Here is a 14222-nt window from a genome sequence, read left to right on the forward strand (position 1 = left end):
ATACGGGCATGCCTAAAACATGATATTATTATGACAAATATTAAAATTAGCGATAACTACTGACACAATTCTTTGGATCTGCGTTACTTTTACGAAGTCAGTTACATAAATAAAAATTTTATGGGAGGTTTCTATGACGGAATGGCTACTAAGCCTTGCTGCCTGGCAGCAAGCTTTAGTTGGAACAATATTTACTTGGGGGATGACTGCCTTAGGTGCGGCAATGGTTTTCTTCTTCAAAAATATCAATCGCAATGTATTGAATCTCATGTTAGGCTTTGCTTCGGGGGTCATGATCGCCGCCAGCTTTTGGTCCTTATTAGATCCAGCGATCGCTGCGGCGGAGGAAAATGGTTCGATTCCGTGGCTAGTTGTCAGTATCGGTTTTGGCTTAGGCGGTGTGTTCCTTTATATCGCCGATAAGCTGATTCCCCATATGCACTTTGGCCCAAATAAAGAACGGGAAGGCTTACCCAGTCATTTAAAACGGACAATTTTATTAGTCTTTTCCATCACACTACATAATATACCTGAAGGGTTAGCGGTAGGGGTCGCTTTCGGTGCAGCTAGTGAAGCTGCCAATCCCACTGTTGCAGTCTTAGCAGCAATCTCGGTCTCACTGGGAATCGGTATCCAAAACTTTCCAGAAGGTGCGGCCGTTTCGATCCCCCTAAGACAAGAGGGATTGAGTCGGACAAAATCCTTCGTGTATGGTCAAGCATCGGGAATCGTTGAGCCTATTGCGGCCGTTATCGGAGCTTTGCTGGTTACTAGTGTTCAGCCGATCTTGCCTTATGCGCTGTCGTTTGCTGCAGGAGCGATGATCTATGTCGTCGTGGAAGAATTAATTCCAGAGGCTCAGGCGACGACAGACAGCAAGCATCATTTTGGCGTTTTTGGCGCGATGTTGGGTTTTATTATTATGATGATTTTAGACGTGGCACTAGGGTAGTGAAAAAATAAAAAGAGGACTTTTCGTTGCTAGAAAAGTCCTCTTTTTTAGATCAAATTTTATTAGTAGGTTCTGCGATCCCGACGTTTAGTCAACCAGTTGACTAGGAAATACGCGATCGCCAACGGAATCGCGATTCTAAAGAATAAACCGATCAAGCTGGAAATAACTGGAACAACAATACTCAAAATCAAACTAGCAACTAGGAAAAAGCCGATAACAGCTAAAATACGCACAACCATATGATATTCTTTCATCATTTTTAATTCCTTCTTTCCATTTGTTTTATCATAAACCTAGTGTAGCAAAAAAAAATTTGACTTTCGTCCAACTTAAGACGTATTTATGGCTAAACTTTTACTTGTTGTATTCTTTCAATTAATGAGAGCTAGCTGATAACTAGCTGGATATGATGGCGTTATTCTTGATATTTTGGTCGATTTTTTGTTTAATAGAAACGATAACGAAAAACTTATTTTTTGTTAGTAATAAATGCAGCGAGTTAGGGGTTAGAAAAAATGCCAAAATCACGAATTGAAGCTTTTACCGATGCAGTCATTGCAATTATTATGACGCTGCTAGTGTTAGAATTACATGAACCGAATTCACCTAATTGGTCCGCTTTCTTGAATATGGAGCATAAATTCATCGTTTATTTGATTAGTTTTGTTAGTCTGGCGATTTATTGGAACAATCATCATCATCTTTTTCAGTTGGTGCGAAAGGTCGATGGTTGGGTACTGTGGGCGAATAATTTTTTGATTTTAATGATGACGTTGTTTCCTTATGTGACCGCTTGGGTCGGGGATTATCCATTTGATTGGGCACCTCAAGCGTTGTATGGAATGATTACTTTGGGAACGGATATCGCCTATTATTTATTAGTGCGGGCGCTGGTACGAGCGAATGGTGAAGATTCAAAGATCGGCCAGTTGTTCAAGCATTATCCTAAATCGTATTTATCGATTGGATTAGCCCTCTTAGCGTTAATTTTAGGAAAATTGATCGCGCCGATCATGGTCTTGATCGTGAATGTACTGATCCTATTAATGTGGTTCATCCCAGAAAAAGCTATCGAAAAAATCCTGTAGTCTGCACAAGTTGCAGACTTTTTTTGCGAGTTTTTCTTCCTGCTTTGCCAGTTTTTCTAATTATGCTTTAGCATAATTAGAAAAATGGTATGTCATCGAAAACGAAAGATAAATTCTGAAAGTAATTTATCTACTTTTAACGAGTGATGGCCAGCAGGTTAGAAAAATCGTATGCGAAATGAGAATGGAATCAATTTTTTGTTTTGAAAAAATTGACTCCCTGAAGTGAATTAGTGTCAGTTATGCTTTTTGCAGGACTTGTAGTTTGAGAACTAAAATTGATGATTTTACTATTAAGAGTAGGGCTGTTTAGCATGATGATATGCCGACGAAGATGGGAATCAATTTTCTCAAAAATTGATTCTTCTTTTTAAACGGAGTCGGCTGCGAGTTTTTCTTTAGGCTTTAACTGAATTTGCTGTCCGTTATGTTTTCCTTTAGATCTGCCGCTAAAAAAGCTACATTAACGTTTAATTGTGTGATAGAGTTTAAGCAAAGGTTTTTGATGGAGGGTATTTATGTTAGAAGCAATCATTTTTGATATGGACGGCGTGTTAGTTGATTCAGAGTACACTTATTTCCAAAGTAAATCAGCGATTTTAGCTGAAGCGGGGCATCCAGTTGAGGAGAGTTACCATTTTCAATTTATGGGCACTACGAGCGAATATATGTGGGCGCAAATGAAGCAGGCGTTCGATTTGCCGTTGTCGGTACCAGAATATGTGGCTGAAATGACCGCTCGGCGTAGGGCAATGATTGAGCGTGATGGCGTTCGGGTGATTCCTCATGTCCAAAGTTTTGTCAAAAGACTGCATGAGTCTGGCTTAAAGCTAGCAGTAGCTTCTTCGTCTTCATTAGCGGAGATTAAGGAGAATTTGCTAGAAATCGGTTTAGCGGATTATTTTTCAGAAGTGGTCAGTACCGAGGAGGTCAAACACTCAAAACCAGCTCCTGATGTTTATTTAGCAGCGGCGGAGCGAATCGCGGTTGATCCTAAAAACTGTCTGGGAATCGAGGATACAAAAAACGGTACAGGCGCGGTGCGCAATGCGGGAATGGTTTGTGTGGGCTTCGCCAATCCAGCGTTTCCTAAACAAGATCTAGCTTTTGCGGATGTTGTTGTAACGTCATTTGTTGATTTGGATCAGCCAAAATTAAACGAGATTTATCAGAAGGTGCGTGAAATAGATGCTTAAAGCAGCAATTACAAGTAAAGTTTTTTTAATTGAAGGTGGCTGTAATGCCTGCGGATTGCAAAATACGGAGTCTTTGACAATTCATTTCGAAGATCGTCGGTCTGCAATGTTAGATCATTTTGATGTTCCCTCGCTTGTTCAAGTATTGGCTCAGAAAAATGGTTGGCGAGAGACCGCTGTTCCAGTTGGGATCGGGGAAGAAGAGCTTGTTTTTCAAAAAGGAACGGCTGTGGTCAAGCCACAATATTTAGGTGATCAAATGGTTTATCAAGCTGGGACTCAGCGAATTCAAACAAAGCAGCGATTTGAAGATGACGAAGAATTGTTTGATCAAGTCAATCAGATTTTAGTTCAGCTTTTTAAAATAGAACCTTATGAAATTAAACTAGCAGCAGAGTAAATCCTAGAAAATCTAGGATTTTTTTATTTTATTTTCATTTTGAGGAGTCACTTCTTTGTTATGATTAAGGAATAAACGAACGGGGAGAAACAATGAAACGAAGACTATTGATCGGACTGGGAATGTTTTTTTTGACAGGCTGTTCCGGAGTAAAAGAGCCAGCCGCAATCACCGTGACTTCCAATGATCCGGCGGAGGTTCGCAAAATAATTGCAGAGGATCAAGCAGAATCGACTAAAGACGATTACTTAAATCGCACCTATATGGAAGAAAATCCGGTCAAGTTTGATCCTCAGCAGGATTTAGCCACTTTATTGTTGAGTTATTCTTGGAATAATGAGTCTTACATTTTTACCTTTAAACCAGATTCAAAAATTAGAACCACTATGTTTCGTGGTTCAAAAGAGCAGCGTTGGGATACAGAAAACTTTGCTAACTATCAAGTTATTGATGATACGACAGTCAAATACCACATCAATGGAAATTTCAGCGAAAATGTGATGAATGACTATACTCTTACAGTCAAACGCTCGGCTGAGGGTCTTCAGCTAGAGGATGCAACAGTCAATCCGCCATATCGAATGGAGCTGAGTCCGGTTAAAAGGTTGGATTAAAAAAATAACTTATCAGACTACCTTGAGGCATTCATTTGCTTTTGGGTAGTTTTTTGAATTTAGAAATTAGTGTATTTTTTTTTTGAAGTTAAAAAAAAAGATGCTATTAATTATTTTTAGAAAGCGCTTTATACTCATCTTGTATCAATGAGGAGGAAAACAGATATGACAGATTGGTTAGGTATAGAAGACAAAAAAGTAATTGTTACTGGGGGATCATCTGGAATAGGTGCCAGTATTGTGGACGAATTATTAGCGGTAGGTGCGCAAGTCGCTAATTTTGATATCAAAGACGGCGAGAAAACCCATGAAAATCTATATTTTTTCCAAACAGATATTTCTTCACGAAAACAGGTAGAGGCAAATGTTGCGGCGGTCAATGAATTATTCGGGACAGTTGATGGGTTAGTTAACAATGCAGGAATCAATGTTCCAAGATTATTAGTGGATGAGCAAATGCCACATGGAAAGTTTGAATTATCGGATGGGGTTTTCGACAAAATTTTCGAAATTAATCAAAAAGGACTCTTTCTAATGACCCAAGCAGTTGCTAGAATAATGGTGAAAAACAAACGCGGAGTAATTATCAATATGTCTTCTGAAAGTGGTGTCGAGGGTTCGGAAGGGCAAAGTCCTTACGCAGCGACCAAGGCAGCAGTGAATAGCTATACACGCTCTTGGGCGAAGGAGCTAGGCAGACATGGGGTTCGTGTTGTAGGTATCGCACCTGGAATCATGGAAGAGACAGGTCTACGGACGATCGAATATGAAACAGCCCTAGCTTATACTCGAAACATAACGATTGATGAATTACGTAAAAACTACAGTAAAACAACTACGATTCCATTGGGAAGAAGCGGAAAGCTAAAGGAAGTCGCTGATTTGGTATGCTATTATTTATCTGATCGTGCAAGCTATATAACAGGAGTAACGACAAATGTTGCAGGTGGTAAAACAAGAGGTTAATTGAAAGCGGGTGGTAATAAGATGGCATTAGTCAATCGTTGGTACCAAGTATTGCAACATTTTATTACGCATGATCGCCTAAGTTTAGAAGACTTGAAACAAGTCACCGACACTAGCACCCAAACGGTGAAAAAGACGATTCAATTATTGAATGAACAACTGGAACATGTATTGAAAATTGTTGATATAGGAGGTTTTTATCAATTAAAAGTGATTGATCCCACACAGTTTGATGAAGTGATGGATGGAAGTTTGAAGCAACAGATGGACTTTAATTCTAGTTCTAAACGGATGGCGGTCCTAATCAACTGCTTTATTAATCAGACGGAGCATATCATGATCGATGATCTCTCTGAACTGTTGGATGTCAGCCGTTCTACAGTGAACAAGGATCTAAGAAATTTAAAGCATGTATTGGCAGCTTTTGAGATTGCGTTGATTGGCACGCCGAATAAGGGATTGATCATTCATGGAAAAGAGGAAAATCTAAGGCTTGTATACCTTTATCATGCCTACGACTATTTAGAGAATCAACCGTTATTTGAAAGTAGTCTTGCCCTGATTCAAAAAATTTGCTTAGCGAAAAAATTGGATTTTAGAACTGCCGGCTTGCTAAAGAAAGTGATTGTTCTAACATTGGACCGGATACGTCAAGGAGCGTTGTTGCTTGAACGAATTCCTTTTTATGTCAATTATTTTTCGGAGGATCCGCTATTAGAGGAGCTGCGAATTGCCTTAGAGGAAGACTACAGTGTGACCCTTAGTCAGGCGGAATTTGATTTCCTTTGTTTTCCTTTAAATATTTTCAATAACAATATGGTAGCAGAAAACAAAGGCGACCATGAAGTCGTTCAGAAAATGTTTAAGCTGATGATGCGAAAGATCCACGAAGCCGTAATTATCACAGTCGATGAATCGGAATTATTTAATAATTTACATGCGCATTTTATGTTCCTGATTAATCGAATTCTGTTTCATGTGAAGACTTATGATATTTTTGGTTCGGATTTTAAAAACAAACATGCTTTTTCATATGAGTTAGCGGATATTGGTATCCAGGCGCTGGCAGATTTCTTAGGAAAACCAAAACCTGCTACTGAGGTTTCTTATTTGGCAATTTATTTTGAATTGGCACTAAAGGTCGAAAAAAGTGATTCGACAAAAGAAATTGCGGTCGTTTGCAACACCGGAAAAGGAACTGCTTTAATGATTAAACGACAGCTTGCCAATGTATTGGGGCCAAATGTCCAAATAGCCCACTACTCAGAGGATGAATACCGAACGAAGGACTTGGATCGGTATTTTGCAATTTTTACTACGATCCCTTTAAAAGAGACGGAGGTACCGACGACCCTTATCAAGCTGACGGATCTGTTCAATGATTATTGGCTGTTGAGTGAGTGGAAGAGAATAATAGCCTCTAAAGCCGCATCTTTTGATACGATCCACCTTACCTTTGAACGACTGGATGCGGAAAAGTCTTATGAGGAGAATCTGTCTCAAATGTTGATGCAATTACAACAAAAGTCCTTAGCCAATGATGCATTCAAAAATTATATTTTGAGAAAAGCTCAAGAGGAATCGGCCGTGATTGAAAACGGCATCGCTTTTCCTCATGGCATCAATACGCAAAGTGATCAAATCATCGTCACAATCGGCTCCTACCAGCAACAGACCTCCATCGAAGAGATTGAACTAGTCTTTTTAGTGGCTATACCTGCTGAATTAACATTGGAAACGGAAGACGAATTATTAAGTTTTTATGATACGATTTTTACTATTTCCTCAAACCCTCGTTTAAGAGAACAAGTAAAGGTTATTGCTTCAAAAGAAGACTATACACGATTGTTGATGGAAGGAGAGGTTTAAAGGTGAACATTCTATTTTTAGGAATCATTGCAATTGCCGCTTATATTATCCAAACATGTTTAGGATTAAAACAAATTAAAAATTTCAGTATGGTCTATGCTCGCTTACGAAAAAAAGGCAAGGTGGCGATTGGCCGTCGACCTGGAAAGCTGACGTCAGGAACAATTTTGATGTTTTCAGTTAATCAAATGGGCCTAATCGATGAAGCGGAAATGATGCAGGGTATTACGATCCTAGCTCGTTTTAAGCCGAAAAAACAATTTGTCGGTTTGAATATCCGTGAGTTAAACGAACAGCATCCGGTGTTTGAGAAGGAGAACAGATTGACAAGACAGGCTGCTTTGAATGCGAAAAAAATCTATTTAGAAGTGGAAAAAGGCAATTATCAAGATACGAAGCCTGTATCGCCAGTGATGAATGTGGGGCTTCACCTCTCAATGCTTAAACAATCGATTCAAACAAAATTTTCTAAAGGAAGTGTTTAAAAATGGAATTTCTTATTAAATTTGCGGAAGGCTTTATGGGGCTTTTCCAAACAGGTGCAGAAACATTTATCAGCTGGATGACGGGGATCGTTCCTGTCGTATTACTTTTAATGGTGGCGATGAATACGTTAATTGCCTTCTTGGGTGAAGATCGAGTGACGAAGGTTGCGAAGGCGTCTTCAAAAAATCCATTGACTCGTTATTTGGTTTTGCCGTTCATTTCAGCTTTCATGTTAGGAAATCCGATGTCATTTACGATGGGCCGCTTTATTCCTGAATACTACAAACCAAGCTACTATGCTTCTTTGGCTCAGTTTTGTCATACAAGTAACGGTGTATTTCCTCATATCAATCCAGGGGAGTTGTTTGTTTGGATGGGGATTGCTCAAGGAATTACCGCATTGGGGTTGAACTCGATGGAGCTGGCAATTCGTTACATGTTAGTGGGATTAGTGATGAACTTTATTGGCGGTTGGATCACCGATTTTACCACCGCATTTGTCTGCAAGCAGCAAGGGGTAGAATTGAGCAAAACAGTCAAAATGGTAGACTAATTCGAAAATTTGGAGGGCGAAAAAATGACCTATAAAAGTATCAAAGTTGTAAAAGGGAATGGTGGATTCGGTGGACCGTTAATCATCACACCGACCGAAGAAAAACATAAATTTATTTATGTGACGGGTGGTGGAGAAAAGCCGGCAATCGTTGATAAGATCGCTGAATTGACAGGTATGGAGCCGGTCAATGGCTTCAAAACCTCTATCCCTGATAATGAAATCGCTTTAGCGATCATTGATTGTGGCGGTACATTACGTTGCGGTATCTATCCGAAAAAAAATATTCCGACAATTAATATTGTTCCCACCGGAAAAAGTGGTCCTTTGGCGCAATATATTACCGAAGAAATCTATGTTTCGGCTGTTGGCGCGGACCAAATCACCTTAGCAGATGAGAATGAAACTACTTTCAGTGCAACGGCTGCACCGACGGAAGAAAAGAAGTACAAATATTCTACAGATAAAAAAATTACCGAACAACGTGCCGAACAGCAAAGTTTTATCGCTAAGATCGGTATGGGTGCAGGGAAAGTTGTAGCGACCTTCAATCAGTCAGCTCGTGAAGGTGTCCAAACCATGATCAATACCGTGATTCCATTTATGGCCTTTGTATCCTTACTGATTGGGATCATTCAAGGCTCTGGAATCGGAACAGTTTTCGCCAACATGATGAAACCTCTTGCTGGTAATATTGTTGGTTTAGTGATCATCGGCTTTATCTGTTCCTTGCCATTCTTGTCGCCATTGTTGGGGCCTGGCGCGGTTATCAGTCAAATCTTAGGGACCTTAATCGGTGTGGAAATCGGTAAAGGAAACATTCCTCCGCAACTTGCCTTGCCGGCATTGTTTGCTATCAATACTCAAAATGCGGCGGACTTTATCCCGGTTGGATTAGGACTAGAGGAAGCGGAAGCGGAAACCGTAGAGGTTGGCGTTCCGTCTGTATTGTATTCACGGTTCTTAAATGGTGTTCCACGCGTGATTGTAGCATGGTTGGCAAGTTTCGGGATGTATAGTTAAAATAGAAAGAAATGCAGTCGTTGGGAGAGATGAAAATGATTTATGAGACACAAGTGACAAAAATTGGACCCGAAGCGGAGATGTTTCAGGCAGAAGGAATGTTGATTTTCTTTGGAGATGAAGCGCCGGATACATTAGCCGATTACTGTTACAATATCGACTTGATTCCGTCGACTGGGGAAATCCTTCCAGGGATGAATTTTTTCTTTGACGATCAAGTTTTTGAGATTACGGCGGTGGGAGATGTCGTTAAGAAAAACCTTGATGATTTAGGGCATATTACGTTGCGCTTTGATGGTTCGACATTAGCAGAACTGCCAGGGACACTCTATGTAGAAGAAAAGACAATGCCAACAATCCAAATTGGAACGAGGATTGGCATTCAATAAATGATAGCCTTCTTTGAAACGTTTGATCCATTCAATCAGATTTTATCTTATCTTTTAAGGCGGAGTGCTATGAAAGAAAATTATCAGCAGTGTAAGACTTAGTTAACATTAGGATTTTCATTAAGAAACAAGAGGAGACGCGAGGGTGTCTCTTTTTTTGAGCCTATTTTTTGCCTTTTGTTGAAAGCGTATTCTATGATGAAAGGATAGAGAGGTGGAGAATATGGAAAAACGATTCGAAAATCAGTTTATTGGCGGAGTTTGGCAACGAGGGAATGACTCAGAGCATGTAAATAAAGATCAGAATCCCTACACACAAGAAACGATTCTGAAGATCCAAGGTGCGAACTCGGAAGATGTTGATGCAGCCTATCAAGCGGCTCAAAAAGCACAAAAAGAATGGATGGCTAAAACACCGCAAGAGCGCAGCACGGTCATGGAAAAAGCGGCGGCACTAATCGAGGAGCAGCAGGCTGAAATCATTGAGTGGCTGATCAAAGAAGGTGGCGCCACGAAGATTAAGTCCGGGCTGGAGGTCAGTTTAGCAAAAGGGATCACCGAGGAAGCTGCCAGCTTTCCGATGCGATTAGAAGGCCAGCTTTTACCTACCAATACGCCAGGAGAGGAAAGTTTTGTGACCCATCGTCCCGTTGGGGTAATCGGGATCATTAGTCCATGGAATTTTCCCTTTCACTTGACGATGCGTTCCTTAGCGCCTGCGCTAGCTGCGGGAAATGGTGTGGTGATCAAGCCAGCTAGTGACAGCCCGGTAACTGGTGGACTGCTGCCAGCTAGAATTTTTGAAGAAGCCGGTGTTCCGAAAGGTTTGGTCAATGTAACTGTCGGCAGCGGTAGTGAAATCGGGGACTATTTCGTCGGTCATCCGATTCCTGGTTTTATTTCCTTCACGGGTTCAACGCCAGTCGGTAAAAACATTGCCAGTCAGGCCATGAGTGGTGAAAGAATCAAACAGGTTGCTTTGGAATTAGGCGGGAACTCGCCGTTTATTGTATTGGAAGACGCAGATCTTGAAGAGGCCGCTCATGCATTAGTCGTAAGTAAATTCATGCATTCAGGCCAAATTTGCATGGCTGCCAATCGAGCAATTGTGGTTGATGCAGTCTTTGATGAATTTGTTCAAAAAGTAGTAGCGCGAGTCAAGGCGTTAGTCACGGGAAATCCTGCAGAGGAAAGTACAATCGTTGGACCAATTATTAATCAAAAGCAAACAGATCAGATTCAAAAAATCATTCAAACAGCACAGCAAGCTGGTGCTAAATTTTTAGTCGAAGGAAAGATCAATGAGCAATTAGTGGAACCTTTTGTATTAGTATCAGAAGATGCGGCGTTAGAAATTTTCCACGAAGAAATTTTTGGTCCAGTTCTGCCAATTTTGAAAGTCAAAGATACGGAGGCTGCGATCAAAGCTGCCAATGATACAGAATACGGCTTATCTAGTGCATTGTTCACGAAGGATTTAGACAAAGGAAGAACAGTGGCTAATCGGATCGAGGCAGGGATGTGTCATATCAACGGCTTGACCGTGGATGATCAACCCAACGCACCTTTTGGTGGAGAAAAAAATTCTGGGATCGGACGCTTCAATGGGCAGTGGGTCTTAGAAGAATTTACTCGGGTTCAATGGGTGACGACGAAATCAGGAAAAGGCCAGTATCCATTTTAAAGAATGTAAAACTAAGGGGACAAAAGAACGATTTATTGGTTCTTTCGTGCTCTTTTTTTATGTAATAGCCAAGATTACTAAAAAAAAACAGTAAAGTCTTACTTACATAAAGAACAGACAAATAATGGGACTCCTGTTAAAATGAGTGAAGAATTACAGTACCAAGTTGCATAATAATTAGTGAAAAACCAGAATGCAATGTTTGATTTTTACTAGTATTCAAATGTTTTTGAAGCTTGCTTCTTTTTTTTTGTGAAAAATTGTATTAATCAGTATCAAGTTGCATAAAAAACACTGAATTATTTGGGAACAAAGAAGCTACCAATGTAAGCGTTTTTAGTTTAAATTGAGGATGTAAAGAGGGATGACAATGAATTTAGAAGAACGAACCAATCAAATTTTTGTTGAGCTGATCAACAACCCCCAGATTACTAGCAAGATGTTATGTAAAAAATTTGATTTGACGCGAGGCCAATTGAATTACGCCTTGAAGAAAATCAATGATTCGTTGTTGGATGAGAAGCTGAGTGAGATTAAGCGTACGAAAAATGGTCATTTTCTAATTGCTAATGAAATTCTTTCAATCTATAAGGGTGGTGATGAGGCGTTAGGGGAGGCGACAGAGGATTATGTCTTTTCAAGTAAAGAACGCGCAGCTTTGATCCAGCTGATGTTACTGAGTAAAGAAGATTATCTATCTTTGAATCATTTCATTGATGAATTGAAAGTCAGCCGTAACACAGTTCTACGAGATTTAAAGGAAGTGACGCAAGCGATTCAGGGCTATGAGCTTGATTTGAAATACACCCGTCAGAAAGGCTATTTCATTCATGGTGATGAGTGGAACAAACGCAATTTACTGTCGGACTTATTGAACAATTTAGCGACGACCTATAATGGAATCCAGTTGATTATTCAGTTTGCCAACATAGATGCCCAGCAGATTCAGACCTTTAACAAACGGGTAGAACTGGTTGAGGAAGAACTGGAAGTTCAGTTTACGGATGAACGCTTAAAGACCTTGCCATTATTGATTATATTGATGATTCGGCGGGCACAGCGAGGGAAATTGATTTCTTACAGCTTTAAGATCAATTATCGCGAACTGACCGATACGAAGGAATATTTAGCAGCGGATCGCGTGATTTGGGATGTCGATGGCTTAAGTGAAAATGAGCGCGTCTACCTGACAATGCTGCTGCTAACGACGAACTTGTCGCGAGGCGATATCCTTTCCGTTAAAGAGATCAATAAAATGAAGGAAGCACTGGAAGGCGTCATCGCTAATTTTGAAAAAATCGCCGGTGTGAGTTTGGAAGACAAAGAAAAACTGTTAGATCGTCTGCTGGTCCACATGCGGCCGGCCTACTATCGAATCAAGTATCATTTGAATCTGCAAACGAAGTTTTATCAGGAGAACAAGGATGCCAATCTTTTTTCACTCTTTTATCTAGTGAAAGAAGCCAGTGGTCCGTTGGAACGATTTTTTGAGCAACCGATTCCGGATACCGAATTATTTTTCATTTCCTTGTTTATCGGCAGTCATATCGTAGAAAGCAGTGAGATCATTCATCCAGAAAATCGTAAACGAGCGATTATCGTGTGTCCGAATGGTATCTCAATCGCGGTCTTGTTGGAGAATACGTTGAAAAATCTATTGCCGGAAATTGATTTTGTCGCAACCATGTCAGCACGGGAATTTTATCGTACAGAGCATGAAACGGAATTTATTTTTTCGGCAGTACCGCTAAAGACAGAGAAAAAAGTCTTTGTAGTTAGTAACTTTTTATCTGAACAAGAAAAGCGCCAACTAAGAGAACGGGTCTTACGTTCTACAGCAATTGTCCAATCCGAGATTGTGACGCCAGAAAAGATTTTAGCGGTGGTAAAGAAACATGCTGAGATTATCGACGAAGCAAGTTTTTACGAAGAGCTATTGGATTTATTCGCACCGAAAGAGTCGAAGATTTTAGAAAAGAAGCGGCCACATTTGATTGACCTGTTAAAAGGAGAAACGATCCAAATTTTTGAAGAGGCTATCAGCTGGAGCGACGTCTTAGATGCGTTGGCTATACCGCTGGAGCGCCAGCAAATCATTACAGAAGATTATATCCAAGCACTGAAAAAAGAAATGCCGTCGTTGCCGCCGTATACGGTTTTAAGAAATAAAATAGCCTTGCCTCATACGGTATCAGAAGCGGGGGCAATCGGTGTCGGAATCAGTTTAGGGATTGTAAAAAAAGGCATACCAACTGAAGATGGCGGAAAAATTCATACGGTAATCTTGCTAGCTTCGAATGATAAGGAGGAGCATTTAGATTTGATTTTTGAAATGATGAGCCTGGCAGGAGAAGAACAGTTGGTAGCTATGGAAGAGGCAAAAACAAAGGAAGACATTCGTAAAGCGTTGAAGAAATTCAACGATGACTATTGGAGGGCGAAATGATGGGAGAAACGACACTAAGTTCGTATGTGAAGGCACCATTGGTTTTCACACAGGAAAATTTTTCTTCCCGAGATGAGCTATTTGAGCAGATTGCTGCCAAAGCTTCAGATCTTGGTTGGGTGCGGGAAGACTTTTTAGAACGAATTAAAAAACGAGAAGCGACTTTTCCAACCGGAATTCAGTTAGTGAATTTTGGTGCGGCGATTCCACATACAGATGCCGAGTGCATCTTAGAAGAATTCGTTGCGGTGATTACCTTGCAAGACCCAGTGAGTTTTTACAGCATGGAGGACAATAATCAACAAGTCAAAGCACAGATCGTCTTTGTCTTAGGACTAAATCAACCCCATGCGCAACTGGAAATGTTGCAATCTTTGATGGGACTTTTACAAAATGAAGCCGTTTTAGCAGAGCTATTATTGGCAACAACAGAAACTGAATTAATCACGATCATCGAAAAAAAACAGTTATAGTTGAACCACTTTTTTAACTGAAAGAAAAATACATTAAAAAGAAAAGGTATTTCAGTCCAACTTTTCGCAGTTAACTAAAT

15 protein-coding genes are annotated in these 14222 nt (G+C 40.2%); 14 read left to right on the forward strand and 1 reads right to left on the reverse strand.

The annotated features are described in order from the left end of the window. Window positions 1-133: 133 nt before the first annotated feature. Window positions 134-952 (forward strand): ZIP family metal transporter, encoded by an 819-nt coding sequence (locus IGI54_RS00105; RefSeq protein ID WP_071863059.1) that lies wholly within the window; start codon window positions 134-136, stop codon window positions 950-952. Between the two features lie 62 nt (window positions 953-1014). Here IGI54_RS00105 and IGI54_RS00110 read toward each other — a convergent pair whose 3' ends face one another. Next, the gene (locus IGI54_RS00110) at window positions 1015-1212 is read right to left on the reverse strand and encodes a hypothetical protein (RefSeq protein WP_430620815.1); all 198 of its coding nucleotides are present in this window, start codon (window positions 1210-1212) and stop codon (window positions 1015-1017) included. A gap of 258 nt (window positions 1213-1470) precedes the next feature. Here IGI54_RS00110 and IGI54_RS00115 point away from each other — a divergent pair, with 258 nt between their 5' ends. The 13 genes from IGI54_RS00115 (at window position 1471) to IGI54_RS00175 (ending at window position 14142) form a co-directional block, all read left to right on the forward strand. Beyond that, entirely contained in the window at window positions 1471-2043 is a 573-nt protein-coding gene (locus IGI54_RS00115) for a TMEM175 family protein (protein WP_071863058.1), read from the forward strand. A 518-nt stretch (window positions 2044-2561) separates the two neighbouring features. Continuing rightward, on the forward strand, window positions 2562-3239 hold the full coding sequence (locus IGI54_RS00120; protein ID WP_430620816.1) for an HAD family hydrolase: 678 nt from the start codon (window positions 2562-2564) through the stop codon (window positions 3237-3239). Beyond that, a complete protein-coding gene (locus tag IGI54_RS00125; protein WP_430620817.1) occupies window positions 3232-3639 on the forward strand; it encodes a DUF4809 family protein in 408 nt (135 codons plus the stop codon). The genes IGI54_RS00120 and IGI54_RS00125 overlap by 8 nt, the downstream gene beginning before the upstream one ends. Before the next feature lie 92 nt (window positions 3640-3731). Beyond that, on the forward strand, window positions 3732-4253 hold the full coding sequence (locus tag IGI54_RS00130) for a hypothetical protein (RefSeq protein ID WP_430620818.1): 522 nt from the start codon (window positions 3732-3734) through the stop codon (window positions 4251-4253). Window positions 4254-4418: 165 nt separating this feature from the next. Next, window positions 4419-5219 (forward strand): SDR family oxidoreductase, encoded by an 801-nt coding sequence (locus IGI54_RS00135; RefSeq protein ID WP_430620819.1) that lies wholly within the window; start codon window positions 4419-4421, stop codon window positions 5217-5219. A 21-nt stretch (window positions 5220-5240) separates the two neighbouring features. Then, window positions 5241-7088, forward strand: coding sequence for a BglG family transcription antiterminator (locus IGI54_RS00140; RefSeq protein ID WP_430620820.1), 1848 nt, complete (start codon window positions 5241-5243; stop codon window positions 7086-7088). A 2-nt stretch (window positions 7089-7090) separates the two neighbouring features. Beyond that, complete coding sequence (locus IGI54_RS00145) at window positions 7091-7573, forward strand: transcriptional regulator GutM (RefSeq protein ID WP_071863053.1); 483 nt, start codon at window positions 7091-7093, stop codon at window positions 7571-7573. A gap of 2 nt (window positions 7574-7575) precedes the next feature. Next, a complete protein-coding gene (gene srlA, locus IGI54_RS00150) occupies window positions 7576-8127 on the forward strand; it encodes a PTS glucitol/sorbitol transporter subunit IIC (protein ID WP_071863052.1) in 552 nt (183 codons plus the stop codon). Between the two features lie 24 nt (window positions 8128-8151). Further along, window positions 8152-9150, forward strand: a complete 999-nt coding sequence (gene srlE, locus IGI54_RS00155; protein WP_071863051.1) for a PTS glucitol/sorbitol transporter subunit IIB — start codon at window positions 8152-8154, stop codon at window positions 9148-9150. A 35-nt stretch (window positions 9151-9185) separates the two neighbouring features. Further along, complete coding sequence (locus IGI54_RS00160) at window positions 9186-9539, forward strand: PTS glucitol/sorbitol transporter subunit IIA (protein WP_315306170.1); 354 nt, start codon at window positions 9186-9188, stop codon at window positions 9537-9539. Between the two features lie 223 nt (window positions 9540-9762). Next, window positions 9763-11223 (forward strand): aldehyde dehydrogenase family protein, encoded by a 1461-nt coding sequence (locus IGI54_RS00165; protein WP_430620821.1) that lies wholly within the window; start codon window positions 9763-9765, stop codon window positions 11221-11223. A 370-nt stretch (window positions 11224-11593) separates the two neighbouring features. Then, window positions 11594-13669 (forward strand): BglG family transcription antiterminator, encoded by a 2076-nt coding sequence (locus IGI54_RS00170; RefSeq protein ID WP_216429819.1) that lies wholly within the window; start codon window positions 11594-11596, stop codon window positions 13667-13669. Next, window positions 13669-14142, forward strand: coding sequence for a PTS sugar transporter subunit IIA (locus IGI54_RS00175; RefSeq protein ID WP_430620822.1), 474 nt, complete (start codon window positions 13669-13671; stop codon window positions 14140-14142). Before IGI54_RS00170 ends, IGI54_RS00175 begins: the two co-directional genes overlap by 1 nt. The last annotated feature ends 80 nt before the right edge of the window (window positions 14143-14222 follow it).

The sequence above is a fragment of the Enterococcus sp. DIV0800 genome (assembly GCF_050559735.1).
GTDB lineage: Bacteria > Bacillota > Bacilli > Lactobacillales > Enterococcaceae > Enterococcus_A > Enterococcus_A devriesei.

Coding starts and splice junctions, on each gene's coding strand:
- IGI54_RS00105 (WP_071863059.1), top strand. CDS start 134: ATGACGGAATGGCTACTAAGCCTTGCTGCCTGGCAGCAAGCTTTAGTT.
- IGI54_RS00110 (WP_430620815.1), bottom strand. CDS start 1,212: ATGATGAAAGAATATCATATGGTTGTGCGTATTTTAGCTGTTATCGGC.
- IGI54_RS00115 (WP_071863058.1), top strand. CDS start 1,471: ATGCCAAAATCACGAATTGAAGCTTTTACCGATGCAGTCATTGCAATT.
- IGI54_RS00120 (WP_430620816.1), top strand. CDS start 2,562: ATGTTAGAAGCAATCATTTTTGATATGGACGGCGTGTTAGTTGATTCA.
- IGI54_RS00125 (WP_430620817.1), top strand. CDS start 3,232: ATGCTTAAAGCAGCAATTACAAGTAAAGTTTTTTTAATTGAAGGTGGC.
- IGI54_RS00130 (WP_430620818.1), top strand. CDS start 3,732: ATGAAACGAAGACTATTGATCGGACTGGGAATGTTTTTTTTGACAGGC.
- IGI54_RS00135 (WP_430620819.1), top strand. CDS start 4,419: ATGACAGATTGGTTAGGTATAGAAGACAAAAAAGTAATTGTTACTGGG.
- IGI54_RS00140 (WP_430620820.1), top strand. CDS start 5,241: ATGGCATTAGTCAATCGTTGGTACCAAGTATTGCAACATTTTATTACG.
- srlA (WP_071863052.1), top strand. CDS start 7,576: ATGGAATTTCTTATTAAATTTGCGGAAGGCTTTATGGGGCTTTTCCAA.
- srlE (WP_071863051.1), top strand. CDS start 8,152: ATGACCTATAAAAGTATCAAAGTTGTAAAAGGGAATGGTGGATTCGGT.
- IGI54_RS00160 (WP_315306170.1), top strand. CDS start 9,186: ATGATTTATGAGACACAAGTGACAAAAATTGGACCCGAAGCGGAGATG.
- IGI54_RS00165 (WP_430620821.1), top strand. CDS start 9,763: ATGGAAAAACGATTCGAAAATCAGTTTATTGGCGGAGTTTGGCAACGA.
- IGI54_RS00170 (WP_216429819.1), top strand. CDS start 11,594: ATGAATTTAGAAGAACGAACCAATCAAATTTTTGTTGAGCTGATCAAC.
- IGI54_RS00175 (WP_430620822.1), top strand. CDS start 13,669: ATGGGAGAAACGACACTAAGTTCGTATGTGAAGGCACCATTGGTTTTC.